The sequence below is a fragment of the Pseudooctadecabacter sp. genome (assembly GCF_020627745.1).
In the GTDB taxonomy this organism is placed as follows: domain Bacteria; phylum Pseudomonadota; class Alphaproteobacteria; order Rhodobacterales; family Rhodobacteraceae; genus Octadecabacter.
Genome location: NZ_JAHDGE010000002.1, coordinates 132,616 through 146,840, shown reverse-complemented (window position 1 = coordinate 146,840; position 14,225 = coordinate 132,616). Strand labels below are relative to the sequence as shown.

16 protein-coding genes and 1 tRNA gene are annotated in these 14,225 nt (G+C 62.2%); 8 read left to right on the top strand and 9 right to left on the bottom strand.

Going from position 1 to position 14,225, the window contains the following annotated elements; all coding sequences use genetic code 11:
- Positions 1-101: 101 nt before the first annotated feature.
- Together QZ653_RS01740 and QZ653_RS01735 are read right to left on the bottom strand one after the other, a co-directional pair.
- Positions 102-872 (bottom strand): GNAT family N-acetyltransferase, encoded by a 771-nt coding sequence (locus QZ653_RS01740; protein WP_296417242.1) that lies wholly within the window; start codon positions 870-872, stop codon positions 102-104.
- A gap of 29 nt (positions 873-901) precedes the next feature.
- The gene (locus QZ653_RS01735) at positions 902-1,363 is read right to left on the bottom strand and encodes an outer membrane protein assembly factor BamE (RefSeq protein WP_296417241.1); all 462 of its coding nucleotides are present in this window, start codon (positions 1,361-1,363) and stop codon (positions 902-904) included.
- Between the two features lie 99 nt (positions 1,364-1,462).
- Here QZ653_RS01735 and QZ653_RS01730 point away from each other — a divergent pair, with 99 nt between their 5' ends.
- The 8 genes from QZ653_RS01730 (at position 1,463) to QZ653_RS01695 (ending at position 6,987) form a co-directional block, all read left to right on the top strand.
- Positions 1,463-2,017, top strand: a complete 555-nt coding sequence (locus tag QZ653_RS01730; protein ID WP_296417240.1) for a YceD family protein — start codon at positions 1,463-1,465, stop codon at positions 2,015-2,017.
- A gap of 197 nt (positions 2,018-2,214) precedes the next feature.
- Entirely contained in the window at positions 2,215-2,421 is a 207-nt protein-coding gene (gene rpmF, locus QZ653_RS01725; protein ID WP_296417239.1) for a 50S ribosomal protein L32, read from the top strand.
- A 31-nt stretch (positions 2,422-2,452) separates the two neighbouring features.
- The gene (gene plsX / locus QZ653_RS01720) at positions 2,453-3,568 is read left to right on the top strand and encodes a phosphate acyltransferase PlsX (protein WP_296417238.1); all 1,116 of its coding nucleotides are present in this window, start codon (positions 2,453-2,455) and stop codon (positions 3,566-3,568) included.
- A 5-nt stretch (positions 3,569-3,573) separates the two neighbouring features.
- The gene (locus QZ653_RS01715) at positions 3,574-4,545 is read left to right on the top strand and encodes a beta-ketoacyl-ACP synthase III (RefSeq protein WP_296417237.1); all 972 of its coding nucleotides are present in this window, start codon (positions 3,574-3,576) and stop codon (positions 4,543-4,545) included.
- A gap of 85 nt (positions 4,546-4,630) precedes the next feature.
- The gene (ihfA, locus tag QZ653_RS01710; RefSeq protein WP_296417236.1) at positions 4,631-4,933 is read left to right on the top strand and encodes an integration host factor subunit alpha; all 303 of its coding nucleotides are present in this window, start codon (positions 4,631-4,633) and stop codon (positions 4,931-4,933) included.
- A gap of 20 nt (positions 4,934-4,953) precedes the next feature.
- A complete protein-coding gene (locus QZ653_RS01705) occupies positions 4,954-5,685 on the top strand; it encodes a MerR family transcriptional regulator (RefSeq protein WP_296417235.1) in 732 nt (243 codons plus the stop codon).
- 66 nt (positions 5,686-5,751) lie between these two features.
- Positions 5,752-5,828: transfer RNA gene (locus tag QZ653_RS01700), tRNA-Pro, on the top strand.
- 76 nt (positions 5,829-5,904) lie between these two features.
- Positions 5,905-6,987, top strand: a complete 1,083-nt coding sequence (locus QZ653_RS01695; protein WP_296417234.1) for a 2'-deoxycytidine 5'-triphosphate deaminase — start codon at positions 5,905-5,907, stop codon at positions 6,985-6,987.
- On the opposite strand, the gene QZ653_RS01690 is transcribed toward QZ653_RS01695, so the two are convergent.
- From QZ653_RS01690 to argS, 7 genes are all read right to left on the bottom strand, one after another.
- Positions 6,988-8,493 (bottom strand): sensor domain-containing diguanylate cyclase, encoded by a 1,506-nt coding sequence (locus tag QZ653_RS01690; RefSeq protein ID WP_296417233.1) that lies wholly within the window; start codon positions 8,491-8,493, stop codon positions 6,988-6,990. It lies immediately after the preceding gene.
- A 69-nt stretch (positions 8,494-8,562) separates the two neighbouring features.
- Positions 8,563-8,760: a hypothetical protein gene (locus tag QZ653_RS01685; RefSeq protein ID WP_296417232.1), complete on the bottom strand. Its 198-nt coding sequence runs from the start codon at positions 8,758-8,760 to the stop codon at positions 8,563-8,565.
- 89 nt (positions 8,761-8,849) lie between these two features.
- Positions 8,850-9,521, bottom strand: coding sequence for an SMC-Scp complex subunit ScpB (scpB, locus tag QZ653_RS01680; protein WP_296417231.1), 672 nt, complete (start codon positions 9,519-9,521; stop codon positions 8,850-8,852).
- Positions 9,511-10,299: a segregation and condensation protein A gene (locus QZ653_RS01675; RefSeq protein WP_296417230.1), complete on the bottom strand. Its 789-nt coding sequence runs from the start codon at positions 10,297-10,299 to the stop codon at positions 9,511-9,513. The genes scpB and QZ653_RS01675 overlap by 11 nt, the downstream gene beginning before the upstream one ends.
- 30 nt (positions 10,300-10,329) lie before the next feature.
- Complete coding sequence (locus tag QZ653_RS01670) at positions 10,330-11,319, bottom strand: glycoside hydrolase family 3 N-terminal domain-containing protein (RefSeq protein ID WP_296417229.1); 990 nt, start codon at positions 11,317-11,319, stop codon at positions 10,330-10,332.
- Positions 11,319-12,347, bottom strand: a complete 1,029-nt coding sequence (locus QZ653_RS01665) for an SPOR domain-containing protein (protein ID WP_296417228.1) — start codon at positions 12,345-12,347, stop codon at positions 11,319-11,321. The genes QZ653_RS01670 and QZ653_RS01665 overlap by 1 nt, the downstream gene beginning before the upstream one ends.
- A gap of 122 nt (positions 12,348-12,469) precedes the next feature.
- Positions 12,470-14,203, bottom strand: a complete 1,734-nt coding sequence (argS, locus tag QZ653_RS01660; RefSeq protein WP_296417227.1) for an arginine--tRNA ligase — start codon at positions 14,201-14,203, stop codon at positions 12,470-12,472.
- Positions 14,204-14,225 lie beyond the last annotated feature (22 nt).

Sequence of the window (14,225 nt, the reverse complement as noted above, 5' to 3'; positions counted from 1 at the left end):
CAACTCCCCCCGGAGGGCCGGTCTGCCCCACTTACCTCCCTATCGTCAGCGCACCCGCAAAATTTTCTTTCAAAATTTTGCACCCGCCCGCCGCAGGCGCCTTATGCCCGGCCCGCCACAGCGCGCAAAGCTGCGGCGCGCGCAGGCGGCACGCGCTCAATCTCGACCCCTGTGAACACATGCAATGTGTTCATCTCTCGGTCGATCACGGCATGGTCGCTGACCCAGCCGCCCATGGACAGATAGGTCCGCAGCAACGGCGGCACCAAGGCCAGTGCCGCGCGCCGGTCCCGCACGGGTCCTGCATCCGCCGCAAAGCGCACCACCTCGGCGGCTTTGACACCCACGGTGCACGACAGGTGGCGCGCGGCCAGCAGGTCAAAGCAGTCGGCGTAAGCACGTGCATCAAGACCGGAAAAGGACGAACAGCCGAACAACAGTTTGGCCCCCAACGCATCCACAATGCGTGCCAGCATCCCCCATGCCAGCCGCACCACATCCGCATCAATCACATTGGGGGCCACGCAAAAGCGGCCCAGTTCCACATATGGCCCCGGCACATCCAAATCGGACAGGTCGTAAAACTGGCCGGTGTAGCCCTGCTGCATCGCCCCGAGGGTGGCAAACACCTGCACGCGGCAGCAACAGACCAACCGCCCCGTGGCGTCTTCAACCAACACATGGTCGCACGCGTCGTCAAAGCGGTCCACATCCAGACCTGCGTCCCGCACAGGCAACCGTGCAGCTTCGACAAAACACAAATGGCGCAGCCGCTGGCAGGCGGCCACATCGGCATCTGACGCAGCCAAACGCGCCACATAGCCACCCCGCGCTAAGGCCTCTATCGGTGAAACAGGCTGATCCTTTGCCACATGCGGCCCCTTCAGATCAGACGCAGCACTTATCCGTCGCCCAGAAAATCGCCCGCATTGAAGCGTCCGATGGACCCGAACAGCTGCCGCAGGAAAGTGGTGTCGCGCACATTGTCCTGCGTCACGCGGCGCGACAAGGGCACCACGTTGCCGTTCTCAAGCCCGAACCGTTCCACATTGGACACGACGCCTTCTGGATCAAAACGGATCGCCACAACCTCACGGTCCACCTCGCGCGGCTCAAGCGGGCCATACAGACGGAACCGGCTTTGCACGTAAAAGAAATCACCGCCATCGCTGACACCGGCAGCGGTGGGCGGCCCGATCACATCGGCCACCGTGTCGCGGGTGTCCACGCCCACCAGAACCTCGGCCAGTTGGTCGTCCGTCGGCGCGTAGCCGTGATTGCGAAACATCGTGGTGCAGCCTACGGCCATAAACAGCGCCGTGCCCACCAATGTGGCCCGGATCATGCGACCTGTTCGTGTCATGCTCACCCCTCCTGCGCGCGCCGATGCTTTTGCATTGGCTTTTCGCGGCGTTTGACGCATTTACAGCCAAGACACCGCCGTTTTCAAGGGTTGCCGCACATGTCCGACCGTCCCCGCCACATTGTCCGCCTGTCGGACCTGCCCAGCCGCAAGCGCACGCATATCCAGATCGAACCGGATGCCGCCGCCCGTGCAGACCTGGCGCAGGCCCTGGACGTGCTGACAATCCGCAAGCTGCGCCTTGACGGCGACCTTATCCCCATGGGCAAAACCGACTGGCGGCTTGAGGGCACATTGGGCGCGACCGTCCAGCAGGCCTGCGTTGTCACCCTCGAACCTGTGACCACGCGCATCGACGAAAACATCCTGCGCACCTATTCGGCCCACTACGAAGACCCCGACGGCGCAGAGGTCGAAATGCCCGAAGACGACACCACAGAACCCCTCCCCGAGACCCTGAACCTTATTGAGGTCATGGCCGAGGCGCTGGCGCTGTCCCTGCCCCCATTTCCGCGTAAAGACGGGGCAGAGGTCGGCGTGGTGAATTATACCGAACCCGGCAAGGCCGCGATGACGGACGAAGACGCGCGTCCCTTTGCCGGCCTTGCTGCCCTGCGCGACAGCCTTGAAACAAAGGACGATGACAAGGGGTAACGCCGTCCCGTCACACCGCCCGAAAACCGCTTGCCAAATAAAGGAATCGCAGTATGTTCGCGCTTCCTTTCAGATCACGTCTCGACAGGCGGTGGGATTTATCCTAAAGCCGCCCGAACGACCGGCGAAACGCAGGTCTGAAACCGAAATTCACACGGGCCACCCGAGACCAATGGCCCCCTACCCGAGGTTGCGACATGGCTGTCCCACAGAATAAAATCTCCAAATCCCGCCGGAACAACCGCCGGTCCCACCACGCTCTGGACGGTGCAAACCCAAACGAATGCCCCTCCTGCGGTGAACTGAAGCGCCCCCACCACATCTGCCCGTCCTGCGGGTCCTATGCAGATCGTGAAGTTGTGGCGCAGGCCGACGAGATTGATCTGGACGACGACGCAGCATAAGCCCTAGGGTCGGACCTCAAGGGGAATACCGATGAGCGCTGCTGACCCAACTGCTGACACACTTGTATTATCGGTCGACGCCATGGGCGGCGACCAAGGGCCCGCACCAGTGGTTGCGGGCCTTGCGCTGTTTCTGGGTGGTGCGGCGGATGTCCACGTCCTGCTTCATGGCCCCGAAGACCAGCTTAAGCCTTTGCTGGACAAAAAGAAAATCACCGACCGCGTGACAATCGTGCACGCCGAAGATGTCGTGTCGATGACCGACAAACCCTCCCACGTGATGCGCCATGGCAAAACCACCTCCATGTGGTCCGCGGTTGAGGCCGTGCGCGCCAAAAAGGCCGCCGTTTGTGTGTCCTGCGGCAACACCGGCGCGTTGATGGCGGTGTCGATGATCCGTCTGCGCAAGACCGAAGGCGTGAACCGCCCTGCCATCGCCTGCCTCTGGCCGTCCCGCAATGACACCGGATTCAACGTGATGTTGGATGCCGGTGCGGACATTCGTGCGGATGAAGAGGATTTATTGACCTACGCGCTGATGGGCGCATCCTACGCGCGCAACGGTCTGGGCCTCAAACGTCCCCGTGTCGGGCTCTTGAACGTCGGCACCGAAGACCACAAAGGCCGGGCGGAACTGAAAGTCGCAGGCGAAATGATCGCCCGCACCGCCCCCAAGGGCGATTTCGACTATGTAGGATTCGTTGAAGGCGGCGATCTGCCCTCCGCCCGCGTGGACGTGATCGTCACCGATGGTTTCACCGGTAATGTGGCGCTGAAAACCGGCGAAGGCACCGCCAATTTCATTTCTGACAGCCTGCGCAGCGCCTTCAAAGCCACGCCTTTCAGCCGCATCGCCGCCCTTTTGGCCGCCACATCGCTGGGCCGTCTGAAAAAGAAAATCGACCCCCGCCGCGTCAACGGCGGCGTCTTTTTGGGCCTCAACGGCACCGTCATCAAATCCCACGGCTCAGCCGACGCCACCGGCGTGCGTGCGGCCCTTGATCTGGCCGCCCAACTTGGCCGTTCCGGCTTTGCCGACAAGCTGGCCGCGCGGGTTGCATCCGCCGCCGTCCATGCGCAAGATGACGCAACGGAAGATAAGCCGGACGAAGACAAGCTGGACACCGGCGCGAGCAAGGACACCTGACACCAATGACCATTCGCGCCACCGTCACCGGCGTCGGCCATCACCTGCCTGACCGGGTGGTCCCCAACGCGGACTTCGAAGCCCTCGTCGACACCAGTGATGAATGGATCCGCACAAGGTCCGGCATCGAACGCCGGCATTTTGCGGCGCCCGACGAATACACCTCGGATCTGGGCACCAAAGCCGCGCAAAACGCGCTGGCCATGGCGGGGCTGGCCCCTGACGACATCGACGCGGTCATTGTCGCCACATCCACCCCTGATCTGACGTTCCCGTCGGCGGCCACGATGATCCAGCAGAAACTGGGCATGACACGTGGCTTTGCCTACGACGTGCAGGCGGTCTGCGCGGGCTTTGTCTTTGCCTTGGGCAACGCGCAGGGGCTGATCCTGTCCGGTCAGGCGCGCCGTGTGCTGGTGATCGGGGCCGAGACCTTTTCGCGCATCCTCGACATGACCGACCGCAGCACCTGTGTTCTCTTTGGTGACGGCGCAGGCGCGCTGGTGCTTGAGGCGACGGAAGGCACCGGCACAGCGCAGGACCGCGGCATCCTTGGTGTTGATCTTAATTCCGACGGGCGCCACCGTGACATGCTTTACGTGGACGGCGGCATGGTCAGCCAGCAGACCGGCTTTATCAAGATGCAGGGCAATGCGTTGTTCCGGCAGGCGGTCGAAAAGCTCGCCTCGACCGCGCAGACCGCCCTCGACAAGGCCGGCGTGGCCCATGACGACGTGGATTGGGTCGTCCCCCATCAGGCCAATATCCGCATCATTCAGGGCACCGCCAAAAAACTCGGCCTCAGCATGGAAAAGGTCATCGTGACTGTGCAGGACCACGGCAACACCTCCGCTGCGTCCATTCCGCTGGCGCTGTCCGTCGGCGTGGAACGCGGCCAGATCAAACCCGGCGATCTGCTGGTCACCGAAGCGATCGGCGGCGGGCTGGCGTGGGGCGCTGTCGTCTTGCGATGGTAGCTGTCAACGGCGCCTGACAACCCGTTGTTATTGACTCTCTTTTTGCGGTCTGCCTAAGGTTGTCGGAATTCCAGAGGGGGATACAATGACCGAAAAGACGTTGACGCGGATGGACCTGGCAGATGCCGTACATCAGGAAGTGGGCCTGTCCCGAAACGAAAGCGCCGATCTGGTCGAATCTGTGCTGACCCATATGTCGGATTCCCTGGCCCAAGGCGACAGCGTCAAAATTTCGTCCTTCGGGACCTTTTCGATCCGCGACAAGGCCGCCCGCGTAGGTCGAAACCCCAAAACCGGTGAAGAGGTGCCGATCACCCCGCGCCGGGTCCTCAGCTTCCGGCCCAGTCACCTCATGAAAGACCGCGTCGCGGCTGGCAACAAACGTTAATCAGGCAAAAGGACGGGTTCATGTCGAAATCCCGCGATGCCTTTCGAACCATTTCCGAAGTCTCCGGCGCGCTGGATGTTCCGGCCCATGTGCTGCGTTTTTGGGAAAGCAAATTCGCGCAGGTGAAGCCTGTGAAGCGCGCGGGCGGGCGGCGGTATTACCGCCCCGCCGATGTCGATCTTCTGGCCGGCATCAAAAAGCTGCTGCACGAAGATGGAATGACCATCAAGGGCGCGCAAAAACTCATTCGCGAACAAGGGGTTAAATCCGTCTCGGCCATGGGTGCGGGCCTGTTGTCCGATGCCCCGCAGGATGTCACGCCGTCCACAGCTGACGCACCGGGCCCCGCGCCGACCCCGCCCGAGGCCACGGTAAACATCACCAATGTTGTGCCCCTGGCCCCGAAACCCGAGGGCCCTGCGGTCACGCTCAATCTCGCGCCCAAATCATCCGAAGACACGGACGTGCCGGATGCCGCGCCTGCCGCGACAGACACCGCCGAAGCCCCCGTCGATGTGGCGACAGCGCCTGACGATCCGGCACCCTCAGGACCGGACACGGCTGATATCCCTGTTAGCGCGGCCGCCCCTTCCCTGCCTGACGATCCCTCCGACAGCGACAGCAAAGCCCCCGCACGGCTGTTTCATCTGCTGCGGGATGCACCGGCGGCCCGTCTGGCGGCACAGGCCGGGGCCATTGCGCCCTTGTTGGACCGGATGCGCATTCTGCGTGGCCGGATCGAAACCCGCTAGTCTGCGAAGAATCATGCGTTTTACGCCTTGCCCCAGCGGACATTTCCGGTATGAACGCGCTCAAGTCGGGCTATGGCGCAGCCTGGTAGCGCGTCCGTCTGGGGGACGGAAGGTCGCAGGTTCGAGTCCTGCTAGCCCGACCAATGAAAAACCGCCCGCCGCGCTGATGCGTTGGCGGGCGATTTTCTGTCCGGTGTTGGGGCGAAAGGCGATGATCCGATGAAAACAGGCGTTTTGTCCGACACACAGATTTCGCAGTTGTTGACGGAGGGCGGCATCTCCGCCACGGCCCCGCTTGCGGCAGGACAGGTTCAGCCGGCCTCCCTTGATCTGCGGTTGGGGGCACGGGCCTACCGTGTGCGCGCGTCGTTTCTGGCCGGCAAGGATCACACGGTCGCGGACCGGCTGGCCCAGTTCACCATGCACGAAATTGACCTGACCGGCGGCGCGGTCCTCGAAAAGGGCTGTGTTTATGTGGTTCCCCTGATGGAGGCGCTGTCCCTGCCCCAAGGCATGACCGCCGCAGCCAGTGCAAAATCCTCGACCGGGCGGCTTGATCTGCTGACGCGGATCATCACTGACAGGGGGGTGGAATTCGACCGTGTTCCCGATGGCTATACCGGCCCGCTCTTTGTAGAGATTTGCCCGCGCTCTTTTTCGGTTCTGGTCCGGCCGGGGCTGATGCTGAACCAGATCATCTTTCGATGTGGCAAGACGATTATGTCGGATGCGGACCTGCGGTCGCTCCATGACCGGACACCGATCGTGAACGGAGAAGCCGTCATTTCCGACGGTCTGGGCTTCTCAGTGGATCTGCGCCCCGATGACGGTGATCTGGTCGGGTACAGGGCGAAACCCCACACCGGCGTGATTGATCTGGCGCAGGTCAATCACTACGATCCTGCCGATTTCTGGGAAGAGGTCCGCACGACCGATGGCCGCATCATCCTTGATCCCGGTGCATTCTACATCCTCGTCAGCCGTGAGGCGATTGCGATCCCCCCCGATTGCGCGGCCGAAATGGCCCCCTATCTGGCCATGGTCGGCGAATTTCGGGTCCATTACGCGGGTTTCTTTGATCCAGGTTTCGGTTGGGACGGTGCGGGCGGTCAAGGATCGCGCGGCGTCCTTGAGGTTCGCTGCCATGAAGCGCCCTTTGTTCTAGAGCACGGGCAAATCGTGGGACGACTGGTTTATGAAACCATGTCGGAGACGCCAAAGGCGCTTTACGGGCGTGAGATCAAATCCAACTATCAGGGTCAGGGTCTGAAACTGTCCAAACACTTCGCCTCGGCGCATTGATCACGCCGCTTGCACATCCTTGCTGTCGTCCTCCTCGGGCTCACTTGACATATCCAGCGCCGCATCCCGCGCAAACTGCTCCTCATCCGACATCGTTGCATCAGGCGAGAAGACAAAGACGTCATCCTCCTCAAACTCCATAACCGGCACCGTTGAGGTTTCGTCAAGTCTGGAAAGACCAAGGCTCTGATCTGCGCGCATGATGGCCGCCGTGGGTGCGTCATCGGTCTCACGCATGTCACTGATCCCCAGCGGGATATCCAAGGTCGCCGGCTGCATCGTCAACCCGGCACAAAACGGACCTGTCACATCGGCCAGCGCCGCGCGCAGCCTGCGCGCCACGATATCAATATTGCCAACCTCTTTGATCTTGAGAAGAATCAGGAATTCCGAAGTGCCCCAGCGGCCGAGGGCGTCGGTGCCGCGCAACTGACCCTGCACGGATTGCGCGACCCGTTCCAGCGCCGCATCAGGGTCCCCCGCACCGAAGGTCGCGTCAATGTTGCGGAAATAATCCACGTCCATCAGGATCATTCCGAACTGCGCGCCGGAGCTGCGGAAATCAACCCAAGACCCTTCCACCACCTCGGTCATGCCGAACCGGTTCAACGCGCCTGTCACAGGATCAATACGGTCGAACAACGCCAGTTCCCGCGCAGCCCGCCGCCTTGCGGCCACCGATCCCTCGTGACGGGCCGATGTCGTCAGCAAAATCGCCAGCATTGCGCAGGTGATGACGGAAATCATGGCGGCGGCATGAGTTTCGCCCTCCATCGCGCCTGACCAAGTCAGTCCCAAACCGGACAGCCATGGTATCAGCACAATAGACACCACCATCACCCGCGTCTGCACACCAATGTCACCCATCATGAACGCCACCCGCACAAACGGGCGGTGCAGATAGATCGACAACATCGCAAGAGAGGCTGACAACAGGCCGAGAAACGTCAGAACACCCACGTCGCCGTTGAAAAAAACCAATCCATAGCTCATCTGCAAAACGGTTGTGAACACCAGCGCCAGACCGGCCACCAGAAACAGCCCGCCCACGCGTCCGTTGCCCTGACGGACCAGGGTCGCAACCGAAAAGGCACCAATCGTCAGCGCGGATTCGATGGAGAACCGGCCGTTGAACCCCTCGACAGGTCCCAAAGCGGCCAGCGCCGGCGCGCCTGTACCCCAGCTGAGCACCGCATCCATCACCCGTGCCGCGCACACGAGAAGGATCGTGCCCAGCACCATGATGCGCCACAGCCCGTGTTTGCCGAACCGTCGGGTTTTCAGAATGCAGAGCCCCAACCCGATCATGGCCAGACCGGTGATCGGATGGGTCGCGGACCGTCCATCCAGCGGCTGCAGGAAAATATCAACGCCAGCGAAGCTGGTGATCAGCCCCAGCGCCCCGCAGACCATCGTAACAATGGAGAGCGGCACCCGCGCCCGCAGCGCCAGCCGGATGAAATTGATCGGAGGGCCGTCAAAACGACCAATGGCAGACTGTGTCACAATAACCCTCACGTTTGATGTCGTGAGACTTATGACCCACAGCCCGTGAAGATTTCGCTAAGCCGGAATTCAGAACCTGTTAAGGCGTTTTATAACTTTGGACGCCTGACGCATATTTTTGGCAGATTGCCGCCCCTGACGTTCCATATCGCGGTCCTGCTGGGTGGTCTGGCCCTTGCCGCGACCCCGCTTGGCCACTGCATCAATGCCGCGATTGACGCCCATATTTACAAGGCGACGCAGGATCATATTCAGAATTCGTTCCATGTCAGGTCTCCGGTCAGGACAGACAGCATATAGGCAAGAGTGCCCGTTTTCCTACCCTACCCGCAAATTCGGGCAAAACTAAGGGGGCATTATGCCTCGTCGAACATCTCGGTCTGGTCGCTGTCGTCGTCTTCGTCCTCATCGGGTTCGCCGGTGGCAGGCGCAGGGCGGCTTTCCAACAAACCGGCAGAGCGCAATTCCTTCAGGCCCGGCAGATCACGCGCGCTTTCCAGACCGAAGTGATCGAGGAAATTTTGCGTCACAACAAAGGTCACTGGCCGCCCCGGTGTCATCCGGCGACGTCCGAACCTGATCCATTCCAGTTCGATCAGCTGGTCAATGGTGCCACGGCTGACGCTGACGCCCCGGATTTCCTCAATCTCCGCACGGGTGACGGGCTGATGATAGCTGACAATGGCCAAAGTCTCGACCGCTGCACGGCTGAGCTTTCGGGTCTCAACCGTTTCTTTTTGCATGAGAAATCCAAGGTCCGGTGCTGTGCGGAACGCGTAGGCATCGCCCACTCGCATCAAGGCCACACCGCGGCCTTCATACCGTTTGCGCAGATGCACCAAAGCCTCCGCCGGGTCGCAGCCGTGGGGCATGCGGCCCGCCAGTTCCTTGACCGTCACGGGCTCTGCCGTGGCGAACAAAATCGCTTCGACCATGCGTTCCTGTTCGCCCATGGGCGGGGCCTCGAACAAGCTTTCTTCGGGGGCCTCAACGGGGGCCTCATCAGCGGCGTTCACATCATCCGTCATCGGATTTCCTTCTGATCTGAATGGGCGCGAATGTGTCGCTTTGGCGGATTTCGACGCGGCCTTCTTTGGCCAGTTCCAATGAGGCCGCAAAGGTCGACGCGGTGGCGGACCGCCGCTTGGCAGGGTCCATTTCCCAACCGTCGGGCAGATAGGACAGGATATCCGTCCAGTCGCCAGCAAAGCCGATCAACCCGCGCATCCGGCCCAAGGCCTCCTCCATTGTGAAGACCTTCTCGCGGTCCATCACAAAGGGGCGGAATTCGTCTTTGGTGCGGATGCGCGCATAGCCCTGCATCAGGTCCAACAGCGTCGCGGTGTATGTCACACGACGTGTCCGCGTGACGTCTTCGGTGATGCCACGGGCGAAAAAATCGCGGCCCAGCTGGTCGCGGGCCATCAATTTGGCTGCCGCATCGCGCATGGCGGCCAGCCGTTCAAGCTGAAACGCCAGATGAGCGGCCAGTTCTTCGCCTGACGGGCCTTCTTCAGTCGGGTCCGGGGGCAACAACAGACGGGATTTCAGAAACGCGAGCCACGCCGCCATGACCAGATAATCCGCCGCCAGTTCCAGCCGCAGATCGCGCGCCTTGTCGATGAAGGCGAGGTATTGTTCCGCCAGCGCCAGCACGGAAATCTGTCGCAAATCCACCTTTTGCGTCCGGCTCAGCGTTAACAGCAGGTCCAGCGGGCCTTCGAACCCGTCCACGTCCACGATCAGCGCCTCGGCGGCAAGCCGGTCGCTGACGTCGATCACTGGATCGGTGCTGCTGTCTGACATCCCTGCCCCTTACGGGTCCCTGAAACGACCCTAATTCATAAGGTCGTCAAGTTCTTCTGCAAGCGCGCCAATGTCAACGGGCGTTGGCGCTTTGCGCCATGTCAGGGCGGCCTCAGCGCGGGCCTGTGCGGCATCCGTCATCACGCCCACGGCGTCGGCCACAGCGGTCAGTTCGGGGGCCTTGCCGTTGCAGTGCAAGACCACATCGCAGCCTGCCGCAATCGACGCGCGGCTGCGCGTGGCGGCATCGCCCTCAAGGGCCTCCATGGAAATATCGTCGGTCATCAACAAGCCGCCGAACCCGATATCGGTGCGGATCACATCATTCATCACCCGCGACGTGGTGGCGGGATACTCCGGATCGAAGTCATCGTAGACAACATGCGCCGTCATCCCCAAAGGCAGATCGGCGAGCGCCCGGAACGGTGCAAAATCCTGCGCTTCCAGAAAGGCACGGGGCGCTGTCACGCGCGGCAGGTCCTTGTGGCTGTCCACCGATGCCAGACCGTGCCCCGGAATATGTTTGGCCACGGGCAGAACGCCCCCTGCCAGATGGGCCTCCGCCACTGCGCGGGCGGCATCCATCACCGTTTCCACATCGTCGCCATAACAGCGGTTGCGCAGGAACGGATGGGTCACGCGGCCTGCGATATCCGCGCAAGGCGCACAATTACCGTCGATCCCCACCGCCCGCAGCTCAGCGGCAATCAACCGGTATCGCAGCCACAAGGACCGGACCGGATCGTCAGACACCTGCATATGATCCATCGGCGGCAGCCATTGCCGCCAGTGCGGGGCGCGCAGCCGCTGGACCCGCCCCCCCTCCTGATCGACCAGAACAACGGCCTCATGTCCTGCGGCCTCCCGCAGGTCGTCGCACAGTTTGCGCAGCTGGTCGGGGGTCTCCACATTGCGGGAGAACAGGATGAACCCGAACGGCCGGAAATCGCGAAAAAAGGCGCGTTCCCAGTCGGTTATCTCAAGCCCCTCGGGGCCAAAGATTGCGGCCCCGAAACGCATCAGCGCACCACGACAGGAATGCAGGGCGCGCCCTCGGCAGACATGGCTGCACAGAACCGGCGCGCATCGTTGAGGTCGGCAAAATTCATCGCCCGCAGCCTGAAGAATGTCCGCCCTCCGGATGCGGCCTGCTGGATCACCTGATCCTTGCCGTCGAAAAACTCGGGGAACCGTGCCGTCAGACGGCCCCATTCGGTCGCTGCAATCTCGGGGCTGTCAAAGGCCCCAAGCTGCACAAGTTTCGTGCCAACCGGCAACGCCGCTGTCGTCACTTCGGCCGAAGGTGGTGCCGTCACGGCGCCGGATTGGGCCGCCGCAGGGGCTGCGGCAGGCGTGGCAGGCCGGGCAAGAGAGGCGGCCACGGCGGGTCGTGCGGTCGGACGCGGCGACCGGCGAACACCCGGAACGGCGTCCGGAATGACATTGGGGTCGACGACGACGCCATTCACCGCAACTTCGATGGGTGCTGTTTCCCCTGCCTGAAGATCGGTCAGGGGGGCGGCCCCGGCGGCAATCTGGTCGGCCAGCGCCAGAACATCCTCCGCCGTCAGCGGCGCTTGCGGATCCTGCGGGGCGGCTGATGCCGTCAACTCGGGCACATCCACCGCGTCAAGCTCCAGCGTGGCCTGCACGGCAGCCGCAATCTCGGGGGCCGGTGCGGGGGACACCTCCGCAGCCTCGGCCACAGGGGTCACTTCAAGGTCCTCCGCCTCAAGGCCCACACCACCGGGGGCCAGCACCAGACGGTCCTCAGGTTCCGCGGCCCCCCCGTCGGCGGGCACGGAATTGACGGACAACCCGACATTCGACGCAATCTCGCCACCGGGGTTCTCCGGGGCCACCCGCATGTCGCCTTCCATAGCGCGGACCACCGGCACGCCGGTCACATCGCGCATCAGCAACTTGTAACCCCAGACGCCCACGCCACCCATGAGCGCGACCGACACCGCCGCCGCTGCAATGTTCACATATTTTCCTGCGGGAATCCCTGCGTTGGCCCCGTTCGGGCCTGCCGTAAAATCTGCCATGTCCGCCTCACTGCGCAGCACTTGTGTGCCGTCGTTGTTTGAACCGTTGTCATGCAATCTGCCCGATCACATCCGTGTCGACGCCACCGGCGCCTGCCTTACCCCGGCGGCACGCGTACGCTTTAGCGCATCTCTTCTGCCGGAGTGACCCCAAGAATACCCAAGCCGTGGGAAATTACAACGGAAACGGCCCGGATCAGGGCGATTTTCGCTTGTGAGGCCGCTACATCGTCCTGAATGAACCGCAAGGACAAATCGTCATTGCCCCGGTTCCACAAACCGTGAAGTTCGGATGCAAGGTCATAGAGGTAAAGCGCAATCCGGTGCGGCTCGTTTGTGCGGGCGGCAATTTCGACCACCCGCGGCCATTCCGCAGCCTTCGCAGCCAGCGCGATTTCCGCCTCATGGGTGGCCAGCGTCAGGTCCGCCGCCGCCAGATCGGAGGTGTCAATTCCTGCCTCTGCCGCCTTGCGCAAGACCGAATGGACACGCGCGTGGGCGTACTGGACGTAGAACACAGGATTGTCCTTGGACTGCTCGGTCACCTTGTCGAAATCGAAATCAAAGGGCGTGTCGTTCTTGCGGGTCAGCATGATGAACCGCGCCACATCCTTGCCGACCTCGTCGACCAGATCCTGAACGGTGATAAAGGTGCCCGCGCGTTTGGACATCTTGAATTCTTCACCGTTCTTGAACAGCCGCACGATCTGCGCCAGCTTGATATCCAGCGGCACGCGGTTCTCGGACAGGGCCGCAACGGCGGCCTTCATGCGTTTGACGTAGCCCGTGTGATCCGCCCCGAATACATCAACAAGGGCGTCGAACCCTCTGGAAACCTTATCAAAATGATAGGCGATGTCCGGCGCGAAATAGGTCCACGCCCCGTCGCCCTTTTGCACGGGCCGGTCTTCGTCATCGCCGAACTCCGTCGATTTGAACAACCACTGTTCACGCGGCTTCCAATCCTCGGCGGCCTTGCCCTTGGGCGGCTTCAACGTCCCCCAATAGATCAGATCCTTCGATTTCAGATCCTCGATGGCCTGTTCAATCCGCCCCGTCCCATACAAGGACTTCTCGGAGAAAAAGACATCCATCTTGATGCCCAAAGACGCCAGATCCGCCCGGATCAAATCCATCATCGCCTCTGTCGCGAAGGTCCGCACATGGGGCAGCCACTCTGCCTCGTTCTGCTCCAGATACGCATCGCCGACCTTCGCCTTCAGCGCCTCGCCCGCCGCGATCAGGTAATCCCCGGGGTAGGTTCCGTCCTCGAACGTGACCTCCTGACCATGCGCCTCAAGGTAGCGCAAATAGACGGACCGCGCCAGAACATCGACCTGCCCGCCGCCGTCGTTGATGTAGTATTCCCGCGTCACCTTGAAGCCCGCGTAATCCAGCAAGGACGCCAGCGCATCGCCAAAGATTGCCCCCCGTGTGTGGCCCACATGCAACGGACCCGTCGGGTTGGCCGACACATATTCCACATTCACGGACTTGCCCGCCCCCATGTCCGACCGGCCAAACGCCGGATCGGTCAGCGCCGCGCGCACAACCTCGCCCCAGACGTCCACCGCCAGCCGCAGGTTCAAAAACCCCGGTCCCGCCACATCCGCAGAGGCCACGCGGCCATCCGCCACCAGCCGTGCGGCCAGCGTTTCCGCAATCTCGCGCGGCTTGGCCCCCGCGGGTTTGGCCAGCACCATTGCCGCATTCGTCGCCATATCGCCGTGCGCCGCATCACGCGGAGGCTCCACCGTGACGTTGTCGAACGACAGCCCGCCGGGCAGGACGCCCTCTGCGGTCATCGCCTCAAGACAGTCCAGCACAAGGGCGCGGATATCGGCAAACAGGTTCATGACACTTCCTTTCAATCACCCG